The sequence below is a fragment of the Halomonas sp. BC2 genome (genome assembly GCF_002078115.1).
GTDB lineage: Bacteria > Pseudomonadota > Gammaproteobacteria > Pseudomonadales > Halomonadaceae > Vreelandella > Vreelandella stevensii.
The window spans coordinates 8,485-22,560 of record NZ_LFGT01000026.1 but is presented as its reverse complement, the minus strand read 5'-3'; the positions used below and the strand labels follow the sequence as shown (position 1 = coordinate 22,560).

13 protein-coding genes and 2 pseudogenes are annotated in these 14,076 nt (G+C 60.6%); 6 read left to right on the top strand and 9 right to left on the bottom strand.

What is annotated here, in order from left to right:
* Positions 1 to 316: 316 nt before the first annotated feature.
* Positions 317 to 505: a diguanylate cyclase domain-containing protein gene (locus B7L71_RS14975; RefSeq protein ID WP_016914122.1), complete on the bottom strand. Its 189-nt coding sequence runs from the start codon at positions 503 to 505 to the stop codon at positions 317 to 319.
* A gap of 450 nt (positions 506 to 955) precedes the next feature.
* On the opposite strand from B7L71_RS14975, the gene B7L71_RS14965 reads away from it, so the two are divergent.
* Positions 956 to 1,669: an SDR family oxidoreductase gene (locus tag B7L71_RS14965; protein WP_249273280.1), complete on the top strand. Its 714-nt coding sequence runs from the start codon at positions 956 to 958 to the stop codon at positions 1,667 to 1,669.
* Positions 1,670 to 1,731: 62 nt separating this feature from the next.
* Here the strand turns inward: B7L71_RS14965 and B7L71_RS14960 are convergent, their stop codons facing one another.
* Both B7L71_RS14960 and B7L71_RS14955 read right to left on the bottom strand, forming a co-directional pair.
* Positions 1,732 to 2,781, bottom strand: coding sequence for a 2,3-butanediol dehydrogenase (locus tag B7L71_RS14960; RefSeq protein WP_081139022.1), 1,050 nt, complete (start codon positions 2,779 to 2,781; stop codon positions 1,732 to 1,734).
* A gap of 30 nt (positions 2,782 to 2,811) precedes the next feature.
* Positions 2,812 to 4,237, bottom strand: a pseudogene (locus tag B7L71_RS14955) (NAD(P)-binding domain-containing protein).
* A gap of 288 nt (positions 4,238 to 4,525) precedes the next feature.
* On the opposite strand from B7L71_RS14955, the pseudogene B7L71_RS14950 reads away from it, so the two are divergent.
* A pseudogene (locus B7L71_RS14950) lies at positions 4,526 to 6,506 on the top strand (sigma-54-dependent Fis family transcriptional regulator).
* Between the two features lie 28 nt (positions 6,507 to 6,534).
* Here the strand turns inward: B7L71_RS14950 and B7L71_RS14945 are convergent.
* Together B7L71_RS14945 and B7L71_RS14940 are read right to left on the bottom strand one after the other, a co-directional pair.
* Positions 6,535 to 6,915 (bottom strand): type II toxin-antitoxin system VapC family toxin, encoded by a 381-nt coding sequence (locus B7L71_RS14945; protein ID WP_081138899.1) that lies wholly within the window; start codon positions 6,913 to 6,915, stop codon positions 6,535 to 6,537.
* Positions 6,915 to 7,175 carry a type II toxin-antitoxin system Phd/YefM family antitoxin gene (locus tag B7L71_RS14940; protein ID WP_081138897.1) on the bottom strand — a complete coding sequence of 87 codons (261 nt, stop codon included), beginning with the start codon at positions 7,173 to 7,175 and terminating at the stop codon, positions 6,915 to 6,917. The genes B7L71_RS14945 and B7L71_RS14940 overlap by 1 nt, the downstream gene beginning before the upstream one ends.
* A 225-nt stretch (positions 7,176 to 7,400) precedes the next feature.
* Here B7L71_RS14940 and B7L71_RS14935 point away from each other — a divergent pair, with 225 nt between their 5' ends.
* Positions 7,401 to 8,255, top strand: a complete 855-nt coding sequence (locus tag B7L71_RS14935; protein WP_016914127.1) for an AAA family ATPase — start codon at positions 7,401 to 7,403, stop codon at positions 8,253 to 8,255.
* A 3-nt stretch (positions 8,256 to 8,258) separates the two neighbouring features.
* Positions 8,259 to 9,437 (top strand): vWA domain-containing protein, encoded by a 1,179-nt coding sequence (locus B7L71_RS14930; RefSeq protein WP_081138895.1) that lies wholly within the window; start codon positions 8,259 to 8,261, stop codon positions 9,435 to 9,437.
* Between the two features lie 120 nt (positions 9,438 to 9,557).
* Here the strand turns inward: B7L71_RS14930 and B7L71_RS14925 are convergent, their stop codons facing one another.
* Both B7L71_RS14925 and B7L71_RS14920 read right to left on the bottom strand, forming a co-directional pair.
* Positions 9,558 to 10,085 (bottom strand): cytochrome b, encoded by a 528-nt coding sequence (locus B7L71_RS14925; RefSeq protein ID WP_081138894.1) that lies wholly within the window; start codon positions 10,083 to 10,085, stop codon positions 9,558 to 9,560.
* A 122-nt stretch (positions 10,086 to 10,207) separates the two neighbouring features.
* Positions 10,208 to 10,768 (bottom strand): hypothetical protein, encoded by a 561-nt coding sequence (locus B7L71_RS14920; protein ID WP_016914130.1) that lies wholly within the window; start codon positions 10,766 to 10,768, stop codon positions 10,208 to 10,210.
* A gap of 174 nt (positions 10,769 to 10,942) precedes the next feature.
* Here B7L71_RS14920 and B7L71_RS14915 point away from each other — a divergent pair, with 174 nt between their 5' ends.
* Positions 10,943 to 11,347: a RidA family protein gene (locus B7L71_RS14915; protein ID WP_081138892.1), complete on the top strand. Its 405-nt coding sequence runs from the start codon at positions 10,943 to 10,945 to the stop codon at positions 11,345 to 11,347.
* A 10-nt stretch (positions 11,348 to 11,357) separates the two neighbouring features.
* On the opposite strand, the gene B7L71_RS14910 is transcribed toward B7L71_RS14915, so the two are convergent.
* Positions 11,358 to 12,803: a cobyric acid synthase gene (locus B7L71_RS14910; RefSeq protein ID WP_081138891.1), complete on the bottom strand. Its 1,446-nt coding sequence runs from the start codon at positions 12,801 to 12,803 to the stop codon at positions 11,358 to 11,360.
* A gap of 157 nt (positions 12,804 to 12,960) precedes the next feature.
* Here B7L71_RS14910 and B7L71_RS14905 point away from each other — a divergent pair, with 157 nt between their 5' ends.
* Positions 12,961 to 13,881 carry a glutaminase gene (locus tag B7L71_RS14905; protein WP_081138889.1) on the top strand — a complete coding sequence of 307 codons (921 nt, stop codon included), beginning with the start codon at positions 12,961 to 12,963 and terminating at the stop codon, positions 13,879 to 13,881.
* A 7-nt stretch (positions 13,882 to 13,888) separates the two neighbouring features.
* On the opposite strand, the gene B7L71_RS14900 is transcribed toward B7L71_RS14905, so the two are convergent.
* On the bottom strand, positions 13,889 to 14,076 hold a 188-nt coding region (locus B7L71_RS14900), incomplete at its 5' end, for a methylated-DNA--[protein]-cysteine S-methyltransferase (RefSeq protein ID WP_139790148.1).

Sequence of the window (14,076 nt, the reverse complement as noted above, 5' to 3'; positions counted from 1 at the left end):
GTCCCCCGAAGGGGACCCAGGTGGAGCACGCCAGCTCACTCGTTGTACCGTGCGACAGGTCGCATCGGCATGACAAAGAAGGGAGAGCTTCGATAATCCGCGGGTCAGGCTAACGGTGAAGACTCTTTTCATTTGCCGCTTGACTAATATATAGCGAGCAACGTGCCAGTATCTTATAAAAACATTAAAAACAACACCTTATAAAAATTTCCACCTGTTTATTGTATGATTCTCTGCGCCAGGAGGCGCGGATCGCACCAATGGTGCGCAGGAACTCAGGTTTATGCTTCATAACGACGCTTGGCCCCAAACGGTATCAGCTGCACACCTGATTGCGCCCACCGCGTTTGGCGCGATAGAGCGCTTCGTCGGCCAGCACCAGTAACCGCTCCCTGTCACTCTCTGCCACGTCCAGACTGCATACCATGCCGGCCGAGAGCGTACACGCAAACTCCTGCCCGCCCTGCCACTTCAAAAATGCCATCAGTTTGAATGGCGTGGGCACACAAGGACTCTTCTCGACAGGTTTGTGTCAGCGCGAGCCCTTGGTGGGACTTGAACCACTGCCGCTCCTCGTCCACCAGTGAGACGAGCGCGATATCGACCCCAAATAACTGAACGGCAATGCGTGTAAAGCGATCAAAGCGCTCTTCGGGAGGTGTATCCAGTAGCGCCAAACCATGCAGTGCCTGAAGTGGCGCCCGCTCACTCTCTACCATAATCAACCTCTCAATTGGCGTTCACACCTACAGCCCGCCGCGAGCGGAGTGTTAAACGTCCTTCAATATGGTTAACTCTATGCATTAGAGGCGAGAGCTGTCGTTAGCTGTATAGATATTTTACATTTGACCCCGCTAGCGCACGTTTCCCCCACTCACCAGGCCTTCAGGCAGTAAAATCATCATGATGCAGCGTAAAACAGTGTATGTGACCGGCGGTGCCCAGGGGGATTGGTTTGGGCATCGCGGACGAGCTACTCTCCCACGGCCACCAGGTGGCCATCGTCGATATCGATGCAGAAGCGCTGCGCGCTGCGACGCAGCGGTTGAAACAGTACGACCAGCTACTGGCTCTGGAAGCTGACGTCAGCCAAGAGGAACACATTGCCCGCACGCTTGAACGCACCGTGGAACACTTTGGCAGGCTGGATGGCATCGTCCACAACGCGGGCATCGCCGACCCGTTTCATGGCACGATCGAACAGCTGCCACTGGAAACCTGGCAAGCCTACTTGAATACCAACCTCACCGGCGCATTCCTGTGCGCCAAGCATGGGGCGGCGTATTTGCGGCCTCATGGTGGCAGTATCGTGCTGATGGCCTCGTCCCGAGCCCTTCAATCCGAACCCGACACCGAAGCGTATGCGGCCAGCAAAGGTGGCATCGTGGCCCTCACCCATGCGCTTGCCGTGAGCCTTGGCCCGAACATTCGCGTCAACGCCATCAGCCCAGGCTGGATCGAAGTGGGCGACTGGCAAAAGCCCAGCCGCCAGCAGCCGGTGGAGCACCGCGCCATCGATCGTGACCAGCACCCGGCTGGGCGCGTGGGCACGCCCCAAGACATCGCTGCCCTGACGCGCTTTCTGCTGTCCGACGAGGCCGGGTTCATCACCGGTCAGAACATCGTGGCCGACGGCGGCATGACCCGCAAAATGATCTACGCCGAGTAGCGACCCGCTCATGCCAAAAAAGGCCATCCGAAGATGGCCTTTGCGGGTGACGAAAGGCGTCCCTAGGGCGTGACGATGATTTTCACCTGCGCCTTGTCGCTCAACAGCGCCTCGAAGCCCTCTTCGACGATGTTGGCCAGAGGAATACGCTGGGTGACCATGTCTTCGGCCCGGAAATAGCCCCGCTGCATCAACGCCATCACCGCCGGATAGACATGCCGATAGGCAATGATGCCTTTCATGGTGCGCTCCTTGATGACCAGGTCATTGGGCTGGAAGCTGGCGTCCCCCTCCCATATGCTCACCACCACCACTTCGCCGCCTTCGTGGGTACTGTGCAGCGCCTGGTTGAGCACGGCTGGAATGCCGGTGACTTCGAACGCCACATCGACCCCACCCTCGCTCAATGCGTGCAGCTTCTCCACGGCGTCTTCTTGCTGTGGGTCGACCACAATGGCTCCCAACGCTTCGGCTTTGGCTTTGCGGGATGGCGCGACTTCTATCGCGTAGATCTGCGCAGCCCCGGCGGCCTTGAGGGCCTCGATGGTCATCAGGCCAATCGGCCCGGCGCCGAACACCGCAGCACTATCCCCGGCCTTCAGGCTGCTCTGGCGCACCGCATGCAGCGCCACGGCGGCGGGCTCTACCAGGGCCCCCTGCTCGAAGCTCAGGTCATCCGGCAGTTTGTGCACCATGTGCTCGCCCATGACGGTGAACTCGGAAAAGCCACCGCCGCCACCGGAAAGGCCGTGGAAGCCGAGCAGCGGCGTCAGGTTGTAGCGCTCCATCTGGTAAGCGCCATCCTTGTTGGGCGAAAGGATCGGCTCGATGGCGACGCGATCCCCCACCTTCACGCGGGTGACTTTTTCACCGACCTCCACCACTTCCCCCGCAAACTCATGGCCCATGATGATGGGCGCCTGTTCGCCGCTGATGGGGTGCGGCTTGCCCACCGGGATAAAAATCGGCCCGGCGGCGTATTCATGCAAATCGCTGCCGCAAATCCCACAGGCGGCTACTTTCACCTTCACCGAGTGAGGATCGTTAATGGTAGGCACAGGCACCTGCTCCACGCGAAGATCCCTGGCTGCATACCACACCGCTGCTTGCATATTGGTTTGACTCATGACTAGTCCTTCCTATCAAGACACATGATGTACCGGCTGAAGCCCGTACACGGGAGTTTCCAGGCCTTCCATACGCGCTTTCAACTGCAGCGCCAAGTAGTGCGAGTAGTGCCGCCCAGCCATTCATCGAGCCATAGCCCGTGGCGTATACGATAAACGCCGCATCACGCTGCTTGATGGCGGCGAAGGCTGGCCGCTGGAAATCGGGCAGCACCTTGTAGGGAATCGACGCAAACAGCAGGTCAGCCTTGTCATGGGTCAGGCCACCCGCCACCGCATTTTCCGAATAGAGCGGCCCCAGCACCTCTTCCATCAACGAGTCCGACTTGACGATATGCGTCGAAGAGCGCTGAAGCATAGTGACATCGGCATCGTGCTCCCAGAGAGCCGCCGCAATGTCGTGGGCCGAGTTGTTCGACCCCACGATCACGCACTTTTTACCGGCGTAGGCGTCTGGCCCCGGATGCTGGCTGGAGTGCTGTTGCTCGCCTTCGAAATACTCCGCGCCCGGAAATTTGGGGATGTTAGGCATGCCCGACATGCCGGTGGCCATCACCAGCTGTTTCGGACGTAGCGTGATCTGCTCACCGTTGCGCTTGACGTTCACCACCCACTCGCCTGCAGCTTCATCGAAGCGTGCATTATCGCAGGTGGTGGAACTCCAATAGTTGAGCTCCATCACTTTTGTGTACATTTCCAGCCAGTCGCCCACTTTGTCTTTCGGGGCAAACACCGGCCAGTTGTCGGGAAACGGAATATAGGGCAGGTGGTCGTACCACACCGGGTCATGCAGGCAGAGGGATTTATAGCGCTTGCGCCAGGAGTCCCCCGCGCGTTCGTTACGCTCGATGATGAGGGTAGGCACGCCCATCTGCTTTAGCCGCGCCCCCAGGCCAATGCCGCCTTGTCCTCCTCCGATGATCACGCAGTAGGGCTGGCGCGTATAGCCCAGCTCAGCCTCTTCACGCTCGCGGGCTTCCAGCCAGGTTTCGCGCTGTTTGTTGGCGCCATGCTCGGCCCCTTTGGGGCGGTGGTGGTTACGCGGTTCGGGAAAATCATCCAGCGCCTGCAGGGTGGTGAGCAGCGTCCAACACTTGCCGTTCTTCAACCGCAGGTAGCCTTTGCCGCTGGCAATGGCCGTTTTAAACGTGAACCACGCCTCCACGGTATCGCCGTTCTCACTGGCGTCGCCGTCTATCTGCCACTGGCCAGGCCGGGTATTCGCCAGGGTGGCCTCCAGCATCGCCTGAATCTCCTGTTTGCCTTCGCAGGTTTTGAGATTCCAGGTAAAGGATAAAAAGTCGCGCCAATAGCACTCGTCGTTGAACAGCGTTAATACGCGCTGAATATCCTGCGCCTGCAGCGCGTCATCCAGGGCCTGCAGCCATGCCTGAACGGAGGTGGTGGCGTTAGAGGGTGTACTTGCCTCGGTGTGAGTCATCGCGGGTACTCCAGAGTCGTTGTTATTGTTGAGCTGTCGATAAGACACCCAACCCTAAGCACCCGCCGTGCCAAACGCTCAAAACCGGTAATAAATGACTGAAAAACATCATCAATCAAGCATCTTCGAAGCGCTATAAAACCGTGCCAACCGCGTACAGCTGTCACGCCTTGTGTACGCGCCACGTTACAGGTGTAACGCGCGACTAACGGCGTAATACGCCCTCGTTGACACCCACCACAAAGCGCATAGGCTGGAGACACAACAAGAATTTTGTGTGGATACGCCATGCCAACGCCATCACTGCCACCGACCCGCCTGGCCCCGATGCAGCGCCAGCACATCGAACACATCTTTCAGCTCGGCGAAGGGCTGGATGTGCCCCAGCTACCGGCGCAGGCCACTATCCGCCGCTCCTGGCTGCGCTGCTTGAACGAGTATCGGCTCGACCCCACGCAGCCCCGCCCTGCCCGAGTGGTGCCCCAGCAAACACTGCTCGAGCATCGCGAATCCGTCGATGAACTGCTGCACGTTGCCCGAGCCGGGGTCGACCAGCTCTACGGACAAATCGCCCAGCTCGGCTACGTGCTGTTGCTCACCGACCACCGGGGCATTACCGTCGAGTTTCGCGGCAACCCAAGCCAAGACCAGCAGCTACGCAAGGCGGGCCTCTATTTGGGTGCCGACTGGGACGAGCGCTTCGCGGGCACCTGTGCGGTGGGCACCTGCCTGCACGACCGCCAGGCGATCATTTGCCACCGTCAGGAGCACTTCGACGCCACGCATATTTCACTCACCTGCACCGCTGCCCCCATCGCCGACCCGCAGGGCAACGTCATGGCCGTGCTGGACATTTCAGCGCTCCACTCACCGGCCCAGCACGAAAGCCAGAACTTCAGCCTCTCGCTGGTCACCCTTTACGCCCGCATGATCGAAGATGCCTACTTCTTGCAGCGCTACCGCGACTGCCTGATGGTGCGCCTGGATACCTCGCGGGAATTCGTGCATGTCAACGGGCGCGGTCTCATCGCCATGGAAGAGAACGGCCAAGTGATTGCCGCCAACGCCGTGGGCCGCGAGCTGATCAGTGCGCACCAGCGCCGCTGGCCGCCCTGGTCAAGCCATCACGCCCCCATGCTGGGTGAACTGTTCGAGTGCGACATGGCCGACGTACTGAGCATCAATGGCGCCAGCGACGACCAACTGCGAGCGTTTCGTGCCCGTGCCAGCAATACCATCTATTTTTCTCAGCCTGCTGGAGCCAAAACGGCCCCGCCGAGAGGCAGCAGAGCGCTCCCAGACTCCCTTGGCCGCGCCGTTGGCACGGCTGGGTGGCGACGACCCCGCCATGCGCAAAGTCCAGAAGCTTGCCGATCGGTTGCGCAATGAGGTCAGCGTCAACGTGTTGATCACCGGCGAAACAGGCGCCGGCAAGGAAGTCGTGGCGAGAGCCCTGCACGACAGCGGACACCGGGCCAACGGCCCCTTCGTGGCGGTGAACTGTGCGGCCATTCCCGAAGCCCTGATCGAAAGCGAGCTGTTTGGCTACGAACCCGGCGCCTTTACCGGCGGCCGAGCCAAAGGCATGCGCGGGCTGATCCCCCAGGCCCATGGCGGCACCCTGTTTCTGGATGAGATCGGCGACATGCCGCTGGCGCTGCAAACCCGCCTGCTGCGGGTACTGGCCGAGCGCGAAGTGATGCCGCTGGGGGCGAATAAACCCGAAAAAGTCGATATTCGGGTCATTTCCGCCACCCACCGCCATATCGACGCCATGATTGCCCAGGGTGAGTTCCGCGAAGACCTTTATTACCGCCTGAACGGCGCCCAGCTCAGCCTGCCCGCCCTGCGTGAGCGAGCCGACCGGCTCTTCGTGATTCGTCAGGTGTTCGATGAGGTCGTCAACGAGCGCCAGGGGGCGCACACGCCCCGCCTGAGAGCCGATGCCATCAGCGCCCTGCTGGCCTACACTTGGCCTGGTAATATCCGCCAACTAAAAAATGCACTGGCGTTTGCCTTGGCCACCTCAGAAAGCGAGGAAATCACAGTTTATGATTTACCCGAGCAGTGCCTAAGCCAACGCATCACGCGGCAAGCACCTCCCCTGACGGCAGTCGCTGGTAGCGACAGCGATCACACACTGCTGGAAACACTCAAGGAGCAGCACTGGAACATTAGCGCCGTGGCTCGTCTGCTTGGGGTCTCGAGGCCTACCGTATACCGGAAGATGCAGCAGCAAGGCATAGTGCCGCCGAACTGGCAGGGGTGATATGTTGTTCAGCGACCGACTGAGCCATTTAACCTGGACGAAAGATGTCTAAATCCAACCCATCAATATGTCGGTAATGGCGATCATTGGCGGTTAGCAAGGGAGCCCCCAGTTCCATGGCCGTTGCGGCAATAAGTGCATCTGCCATTTGCATGTTATGGCTGAGTGCGTAGCTTTCGACCAGAAACGTGGCACGCGCCGAGACGCCTTCGTCCAAATGAACTATTTTCGCCTGCCAATAGTGTAGCGCTTGGCGCAGTTGGTTGAGTTCTTGCTTGTTGCGCATGCCCTGAACCAACTCCATATAACTCACAGCGGACAACGAAAAACCAGGCAAGTCATCCAGTCGTTCTGCCGCCGCAATATTACCGCGGAGATTCCAGATCAGTACGTCTGTATCGACGAGCATCACTCACTCATCTCGAAGTTACGTGGAGCGCGCAAGCGACGCACTTGTGACTCGACATCGTTGCCATTCGAGCTACCCTGATCCGCCCATAAACCGAAGGCAGGGTTACGCTCCGGGCGCGTTTTCTGGTCGTTCTCAACGACACCGATTAACCGAGCACAAGGCTTACCACGGTAGGTGATGTCGACGGTTTCCCCGCGCTGCGTCGCCGCCAAGAGCGCCCTGGTTTGTAAACGCAGCTGGTTGACGTTGGCATGCATGACGTTGCCCTCTCGTTCCACGCTATCGTTATCTTCTGTTGTAGCGATTATGACAGCTGCGGAGTGATTAAGTTACGCAGATAAGTGTAACTTTTGAGACACCGGCATACCACCCGTCGTAGCCATCGCGGTGTATCCTCTTGGCCTTGAGCACAACCCTCACGTACACTTGTTTGAATTCGTTTACCCTTTTATAAACCCGCTTTCGACAAGCCGAGGCCCAGCATGGCGTTTGACTCTACCTCTTCGTATATCGCAACCGATGCACTCAAGCAGGCGGTGAATGCCGCCGTGGTACTCCAGCGCCCGCTGCTCATCAAGGGCGAGCCGGGCACCGGCAAGACGCTGCTGGCCGAAGAGCTGGCGGCTTCGCTGGGCACTCGGCTGATCACCTGGCATATCAAGTCCAGCACCAAGGCAGCCCAGGGGCTCTACGAATACGATGCGGTGAGCCGCCTGCGCGACTCGCAGCTGGGCGTGGAAGGCGTCGAGAACGTCGGCAACTACATCAAGCCCGGCAAGCTCTGGGAAGCCTTCACCGCTGGCGAGCGTGTCGTGCTGTTGATCGACGAAATCGACAAGGCGGACATCGAATTCCCCAACGACCTGCTCCAGGAGCTGGATCGTATGGAGTTTCACGTTTATGAAACCGGCGAGACCATCCGTGCCGAGCAGCGTCCGATCATCGTCATCACGTCCAACAACGAAAAAGAGCTACCGGACGCCTTCCTGCGCCGCTGCTTCTTCCACTACATCGAGTTCCCCGACCGCGAGACCATGCAGGCCATCGTCGACGTTCACTTTCCCGACATTGCCCCCAAGCTCGCCAGCGAGGCGCTGGAGGTCTTTTTCGACCTGCGCAGCGCTCCAGGGCTGAAGAAGAAACCTTCCACTTCCGAGCTGGTCGATTGGCTCAAGCTGTTGATGGCCGACGAGCTGGCCCAGGAAGCGCTGTATCATCGCGACCCCGCCAAGGCGCTACCGCCCATGGCCGGCGCGCTGGTCAAGAACGAGCAGGACACCCACCTGCTGGAACGCCTGGCGTTCATGATGCGCCGCCAGAAGAACAGCGGGCGCTAAGCCATGTTCATCGGCTTGTTCGAGACCCTGAAACGCGCAGGCGTACCCGTTTCACTGCGGGAGCTTTTAGACCTTCACGCGGTGGTGGAGCGTGGCGTGGTATTTGCCGATATGGAGGCGTTCTATCAGGTCGCGCGCACGGTCATGGTGAAGGATGAGCGCCACTTCGACCGCTTCGATCGCGCTTTTGCCGCCTGGTTCAAGGGCATCGAGGACATGGACGCCGCCATCGAAGCGCTGATTCCCGACGAGTGGCTGCGCCGCGAATTCGAGAAACAGCTGACCGATGAAGAGAAAGCCAGGATCGAGTCGCTGGGCGGGTTGGAAGAGCTCATCGAGACCTTCAAGAAGCGCCTGGAAGAGCAGAAAGAGCGCCACGCGGGGGGCAACAAGTGGATTGGCACCGGCGGCACCAGCCCCTTTGGGGCCTACGGCTACAACCCGGAAGGCATTCGAATTGGGCAAGACGGCTCCCGCCACCGCCGTGCCACCAAAGTGTGGGACGAGCGACGCTTTCGCGATTACGACGACTCTCTGGAGCTGGGCACCCGCAACATCAAAATGGCCCTGCGACGGCTGCGCAAATTCGCCCGCCAGGGCGCCAGGGACGAGTTCGATGTGGACGGCACCATTCGCGAAACCGCCCGCGATGCCGGGCTGCTCAATATCCAGATGCGCCCGGAGCGCCACAATGCGGTCAAGGTGCTGCTGTTTCTGGACGTGGGCGGCTCCATGGACGACCACATCCGGGTATGCGAAGAGCTCTTTTCTGCGGCGCGCTCCGAGTTCAAGCACCTGGAGCACTACTACTTCCATAACTGCCTCTACGAAGGCGTCTGGAAAAACAACCTGCGCCGTGGCAACGAGCGTATCCCTACCATGGACGTACTGCACACCTACGGCGCGGACTACCAGGTGGTCATCGTCGGCGACGCCGCCATGTCGCCTTACGAGGTCACCCACCGTGGCGGTAGCGTGGAGCACTTCAACGACGAAGCGGGCGGAGTGTGGCTCAAACGGCTGGCCGATAAATTCCCCCGGTTGGCGTGGCTGAACCCCATGCCACCCCGCGCCTGGGAGTACACCTACTCGACCACCCTGATCCGCGAGCTGATCGACGACCGCATGTACCCCATGACCCTGGAGGGGCTGGAAAACGCCATGCGTGACCTGGCCAAGTAGCGGACGTCTATTCACCACGACTATCCGCCTCAACTATTCACCAAAACTGCAGCGCACAAAAAACGGCGTGCCCAGGAGGCACGCCGTTTTTATGGACGCTATGCTGAACGGGCGCGCAGGCTATGCCATGCGGGTCATCAGGCTGTGGCCTGTCAAGCGGCGGTGCAGCACCGCCATGCCGATATGGCCCAGCACCAGTACCAGCAGTGCCCAGCCAAGCTCACCGTGCAGCAAGCCCCCCAGGTTGATCATCCACTCCACGCGCTCACCGCCTCCCGACATCAGCGGCACGCCGAATACCTCCAGCGGCCGCCCCGAGCCGTACTGACGAATCAGCGCAATGGTGGGTACCGCGATCATCAGGCCATAGAGTGCCAGATGGCCCAGCTTGGCCATGACGCTCACGGCAGGCGGGCGGCGCGAGGCATTGGCCAACGCCCAGAGCGCCCGCAGCACCACCAGCGTCATCAGCAGCACGCCAACGTTTCGATGAGTGCCCCACAAGAAGCTTTCAATGGCCGTATCTTCCAGCAGCACCCGTGCCCCAGCGCCACTGAATTGCCAAACGAACAGCAGGGCCATGCCCCAGTGCAACGCACGACTCACCAGGCCGTAACGAGACGTCGAATCCATGATCGCAAGCGCCATGATGCAAATTCCTCATAACCATCACTATTGAGGAAGCCATTTTACCCTGAACTTGACGACGCTTCGTGACAACAACGTGCAAACAGGTTCTCAAACATGGAACACGCCGTTCCACCTGAAGGCTACAAAGACGTCGGGAACTGATTCAAGCCCGCCAGGAAGGCTTCCTTGGCCTGGCCGAAAGCGGCCGCGTCGTGCTTGAAACGACGCAGAATCAACGCCTCGTCCAGCTCCAGGGTGGGCGCCAGCTCCTCCACATGGCTGGCAGGATGGCGCGCCACGAGCCCAACGCGCTGGCCCTGCGCCGTGGTCCACCAGCGCTTGAACCCGCACTGCTGGTAGAACGCCTCTTCCTGCTCACTGCTCACCTCGACACGTAGCGGCGCCTTCAGGCTCAGTTCGCTCAGCAGGCGGGCCTTGGCCCCTTCCACCAGCTCGCAGGCATGGGTGACGGTCATGCCCTGGCCTTTCTCGTCCAGCACCAGCAGCGCCAAGGCCAGTGGCTTGCCGTTGCCATCCACCCCCGCCAGCAAGCGCGCGCCTTCCTGGGCAAACAGCACGTTCCGGGTTCCGGTGAAGACCACCAGCGGCGTCAACCCTGCCGCCTGGCCATAGACTTCAGCACACAATTTGGCCAAACACGCATCCCGCTGGGCACGTTCACTTACATGGACTACCTTCATGACGCCCTCTCGTTGCGTTCATCTACCCCGCCCTTCAATAAGCGCTGGCGGGCTATAAAAGCCCGCCAGCGTAGAGCAAAGCGCGGGGAGACACCAGCCTGTTTCGATGGAACCCAGTGGTCATGGCATAGTCGCACTATGGGCAAGGCATGTTTGTATTGCCAAGGAGAACACATGACACAGTTCATCAACGATCCTACTCTGCCTAAACCCGACTTTCCGGGCAGCCACATGGTAATCGACGACCACTACGCGTTTATCTCTGGCCTTACCGTGGCCGATCTCTCCAATGGCGACGTAGCCCGTGGTGATGTGAAAGAAGAGGCCCGTTTGGTGATGCGTGAGCTGGAACGCATGCTGGTGCAGGAAGGCGGTAGCCTCGCGGATGTCGTGAGGGTAGATGTTCACTTGGCGGATCTGAAACAGATTAGCGCTTTGGACAGCGTCTATGCTGACTTCTTTGAACCAGGACGCTACCCCGCACGAACTTGTACCGAATCCCCGCATATCTGCGGTGGCAGCCAGGTAGAAATTACCCTGATGGCCAAGCGGGCACGCAAAGCAAGCCCAGAAAAGTAAATGTTTGCCTTCACCTCAGCAAGGCCAGTATTGCTTCGATATCCAGGTGCGCCTCCAGCGTATCGGCCAGGCGGTCCAGCGCCTGTTCACGGTGGGCGGTGTAATCGATGCGACTGGCGCTGGCCAGCCCCAAGCGTTCCAGCAAGGCCTGACAGGCATCGGGGTGGTCGAACAACCCGTGCAGGTAGGTCCCCAACACTTGCCCATCTTCGCTGATGGCCCCATCAAAATGGCCGCCCAGGTCGAAGAGCGGGCGCTCCAGCGCTTTGCCCTTACTCACGCCGTGATGGATTTCGTAGCCGCTCACCGGCACCTGACTACCGGCCAGCACTCCGTGCACGTTGCGCAGTTGCTTGACCGGGGCCATGCGCGTCGAAAGCGCCAGCCAGCCCAGGCCCGCCACCCGTCCGGCGGCTCCCTCCAGCCCTTCGGGGTCGTCCACCCACTCCCCCAGCATCTGAAAACCGCCGCAAATGCCCAGCACCTTGCCCCCGTAACGCAAGTGCCTGGCGATGGCAGCCTCCCACCTTTGGCGCTTCAGCCAGGCCAGGTCGCTGGCGGTGCTTTTACTGCCCGGCAGGATGATCACGTCGGCCGCCGGTATCGGCTGGTCCGGCCCGATAAAGCTCAACGATACCTGCGGGTGCAGGCGCAAGGCATCGAAGTCGGTGTGGTTACTGATGCGTGGCAAGGCAGGCACGATGACGTTCAGGGTGTCGCGCTGTTTTTCTGCCTGCACCGTGCCAATGCTGTCTTCGGCATCCAACAGCAGTCCGGGCAGATAGGGCAACGTACCCAGTACCGGTTTGCGGGTGCGCGCCGTCAGCCACTCGAGCCCCGGCTCCAGTAGCCCGATATCCCCCCGAAAACGGTTGATGATGAACCCCTTGGTCCGCGCCTGCTCGCTGTCGCTCAGCAGCGCCAGGGTACCCACCAGCTGGGCAAACACCCCACCGCGGTCGATATCGCCCACCAGCAGTACCGGGCAATCCACGGCTTCGGCAAAGCCCATGTTGGCGATATCCCCCTTGCGCAGGTTGATCTCTGCCGGGCTTCCCGCCCCTTCGGCAATGATCACCTCATGGCGCTGGGACAACGCCTGCCAGGCGGCCATCACGCTCTCCTGGGCGGTACGCTTGAAGGCGTGATAATCCAGCGCATCCATATGGCCATGTACCTTGCCCCGCAGGATCACCTGGGCACCCCGGTCCGTTTCCGGCTTGAGCAGCACCGGGTTCATGTCGCTGTGCGGCATCACCCCCGCCGCCTGGGCCTGAAGCGCAGTGGAGCGGCCAATCTCTCCGCCATCGATGGTCACGGCGCTGTTGAGCGCCATGTTCTGGGGCTTGAACGGAGCCACCGAGAACCCCCGGCGCTGCAAAACACGGCACAGCCCCGCCACCACGGTACTTTTGCCTGCATCCGAGGTGGTGCCTTGAATCATCAGTGTGGTCATGGCGTCTTCTCGGCCTACGCAGTTGCTGAATATCCGTCCATTAAATCGCGCGTCCTCAGGCTGCACAAGGTGCGGCGTGGAAGGGCCGGATAACGGGCAGACAGACTGCTCGTTATCCGCTAGGGTAGCGGCTCTTGAAGCGAGCGATGACCCCGAGATGCAAACGCTACTGAACGAGATTGCCGACGAGCTATCCCACGCCACCGAGCGCGGCAAGGTGGCCGACTACATTCCCCAACTGGCCCAGGTCGATCCCAACCAGTTTGCCATCAGCCTGGCCACCGTCGAGGGCGAGCGCTTCTCGGCGGGCTGCGCCGCCACGCCGTTCTCGATTCAGAGTATTTCCAAGGTCTTCACCCTGACCATTGCGCTGGGCAAGCTCGGCGATGCGCTGTGGTCCAACGTCGGCCGCGAACCCTCCGGCGACCCCTTCAACTCCATCGTGCAGCTGGAACACGAGAGCGGTAAACCGCGTAACCCGTTCATCAATGCCGGGGCCATTGCGGTGGTAGATGCCATCATGATGGGCCACGCCCCCAAGGAAACCCTGGCCGAAATATTGAGCTTCGTGCGCTATATCGCCGACGACAACAGCATCTGCTTCGACCATCAGGTCGCCGCCTCGGAAATGCAGCACAAGGACCGCAACGCCTCGCTGGCGCACTTCATGAAAGCCTTTGGGCGGCTGCGCCACGACGTGGACAAAGTGCTTGGCACCTACTTTCACCAGTGCGCCATCGCCATGAGCTGCGAGCAACTGGCCCACGCCGGGCTGTTTCTGGCTTCCGACGGCGTCAACCGCCCCAGCAACCTCCGGGTGGTGTCGCCCCAGCGGGCACGTCGAATCAACTCATTGATGATGATGTGTGGCCACTACGATGCCTCGGGGGAGTTTGCTTTCCGCGTGGGCTTACCGGGCAAGAGCGGCGTGGGCGGCGGCATTCTGGCCATTGCGCCGGGGCGCGGCTCGCTGGCCGTCTGGTCACCGGGGCTGGATAGCTACGGCAACAGCCTTCTGGGGGTGCGCGCCCTGGAGATGTTCGTGCAGCGCACGGGCTGGTCCATATTTGGACATTAGATGGGCCCTAGCCGGTCACTCGCTTCAAGCGCTGTCCGAGGATTCCCAGATGCTGGGCCGCTTCCCAGGCCTGGACCTGGCGTTTCACCTCCAGCCCCCAGCGGTAGCCACCCAGGGCGCCGCTTTGCTGAATCACCCGGTGGCAGGGAATCCATAGCGCCACGGGGTTGGCGCCCACCGCGTTACCCACCGCCC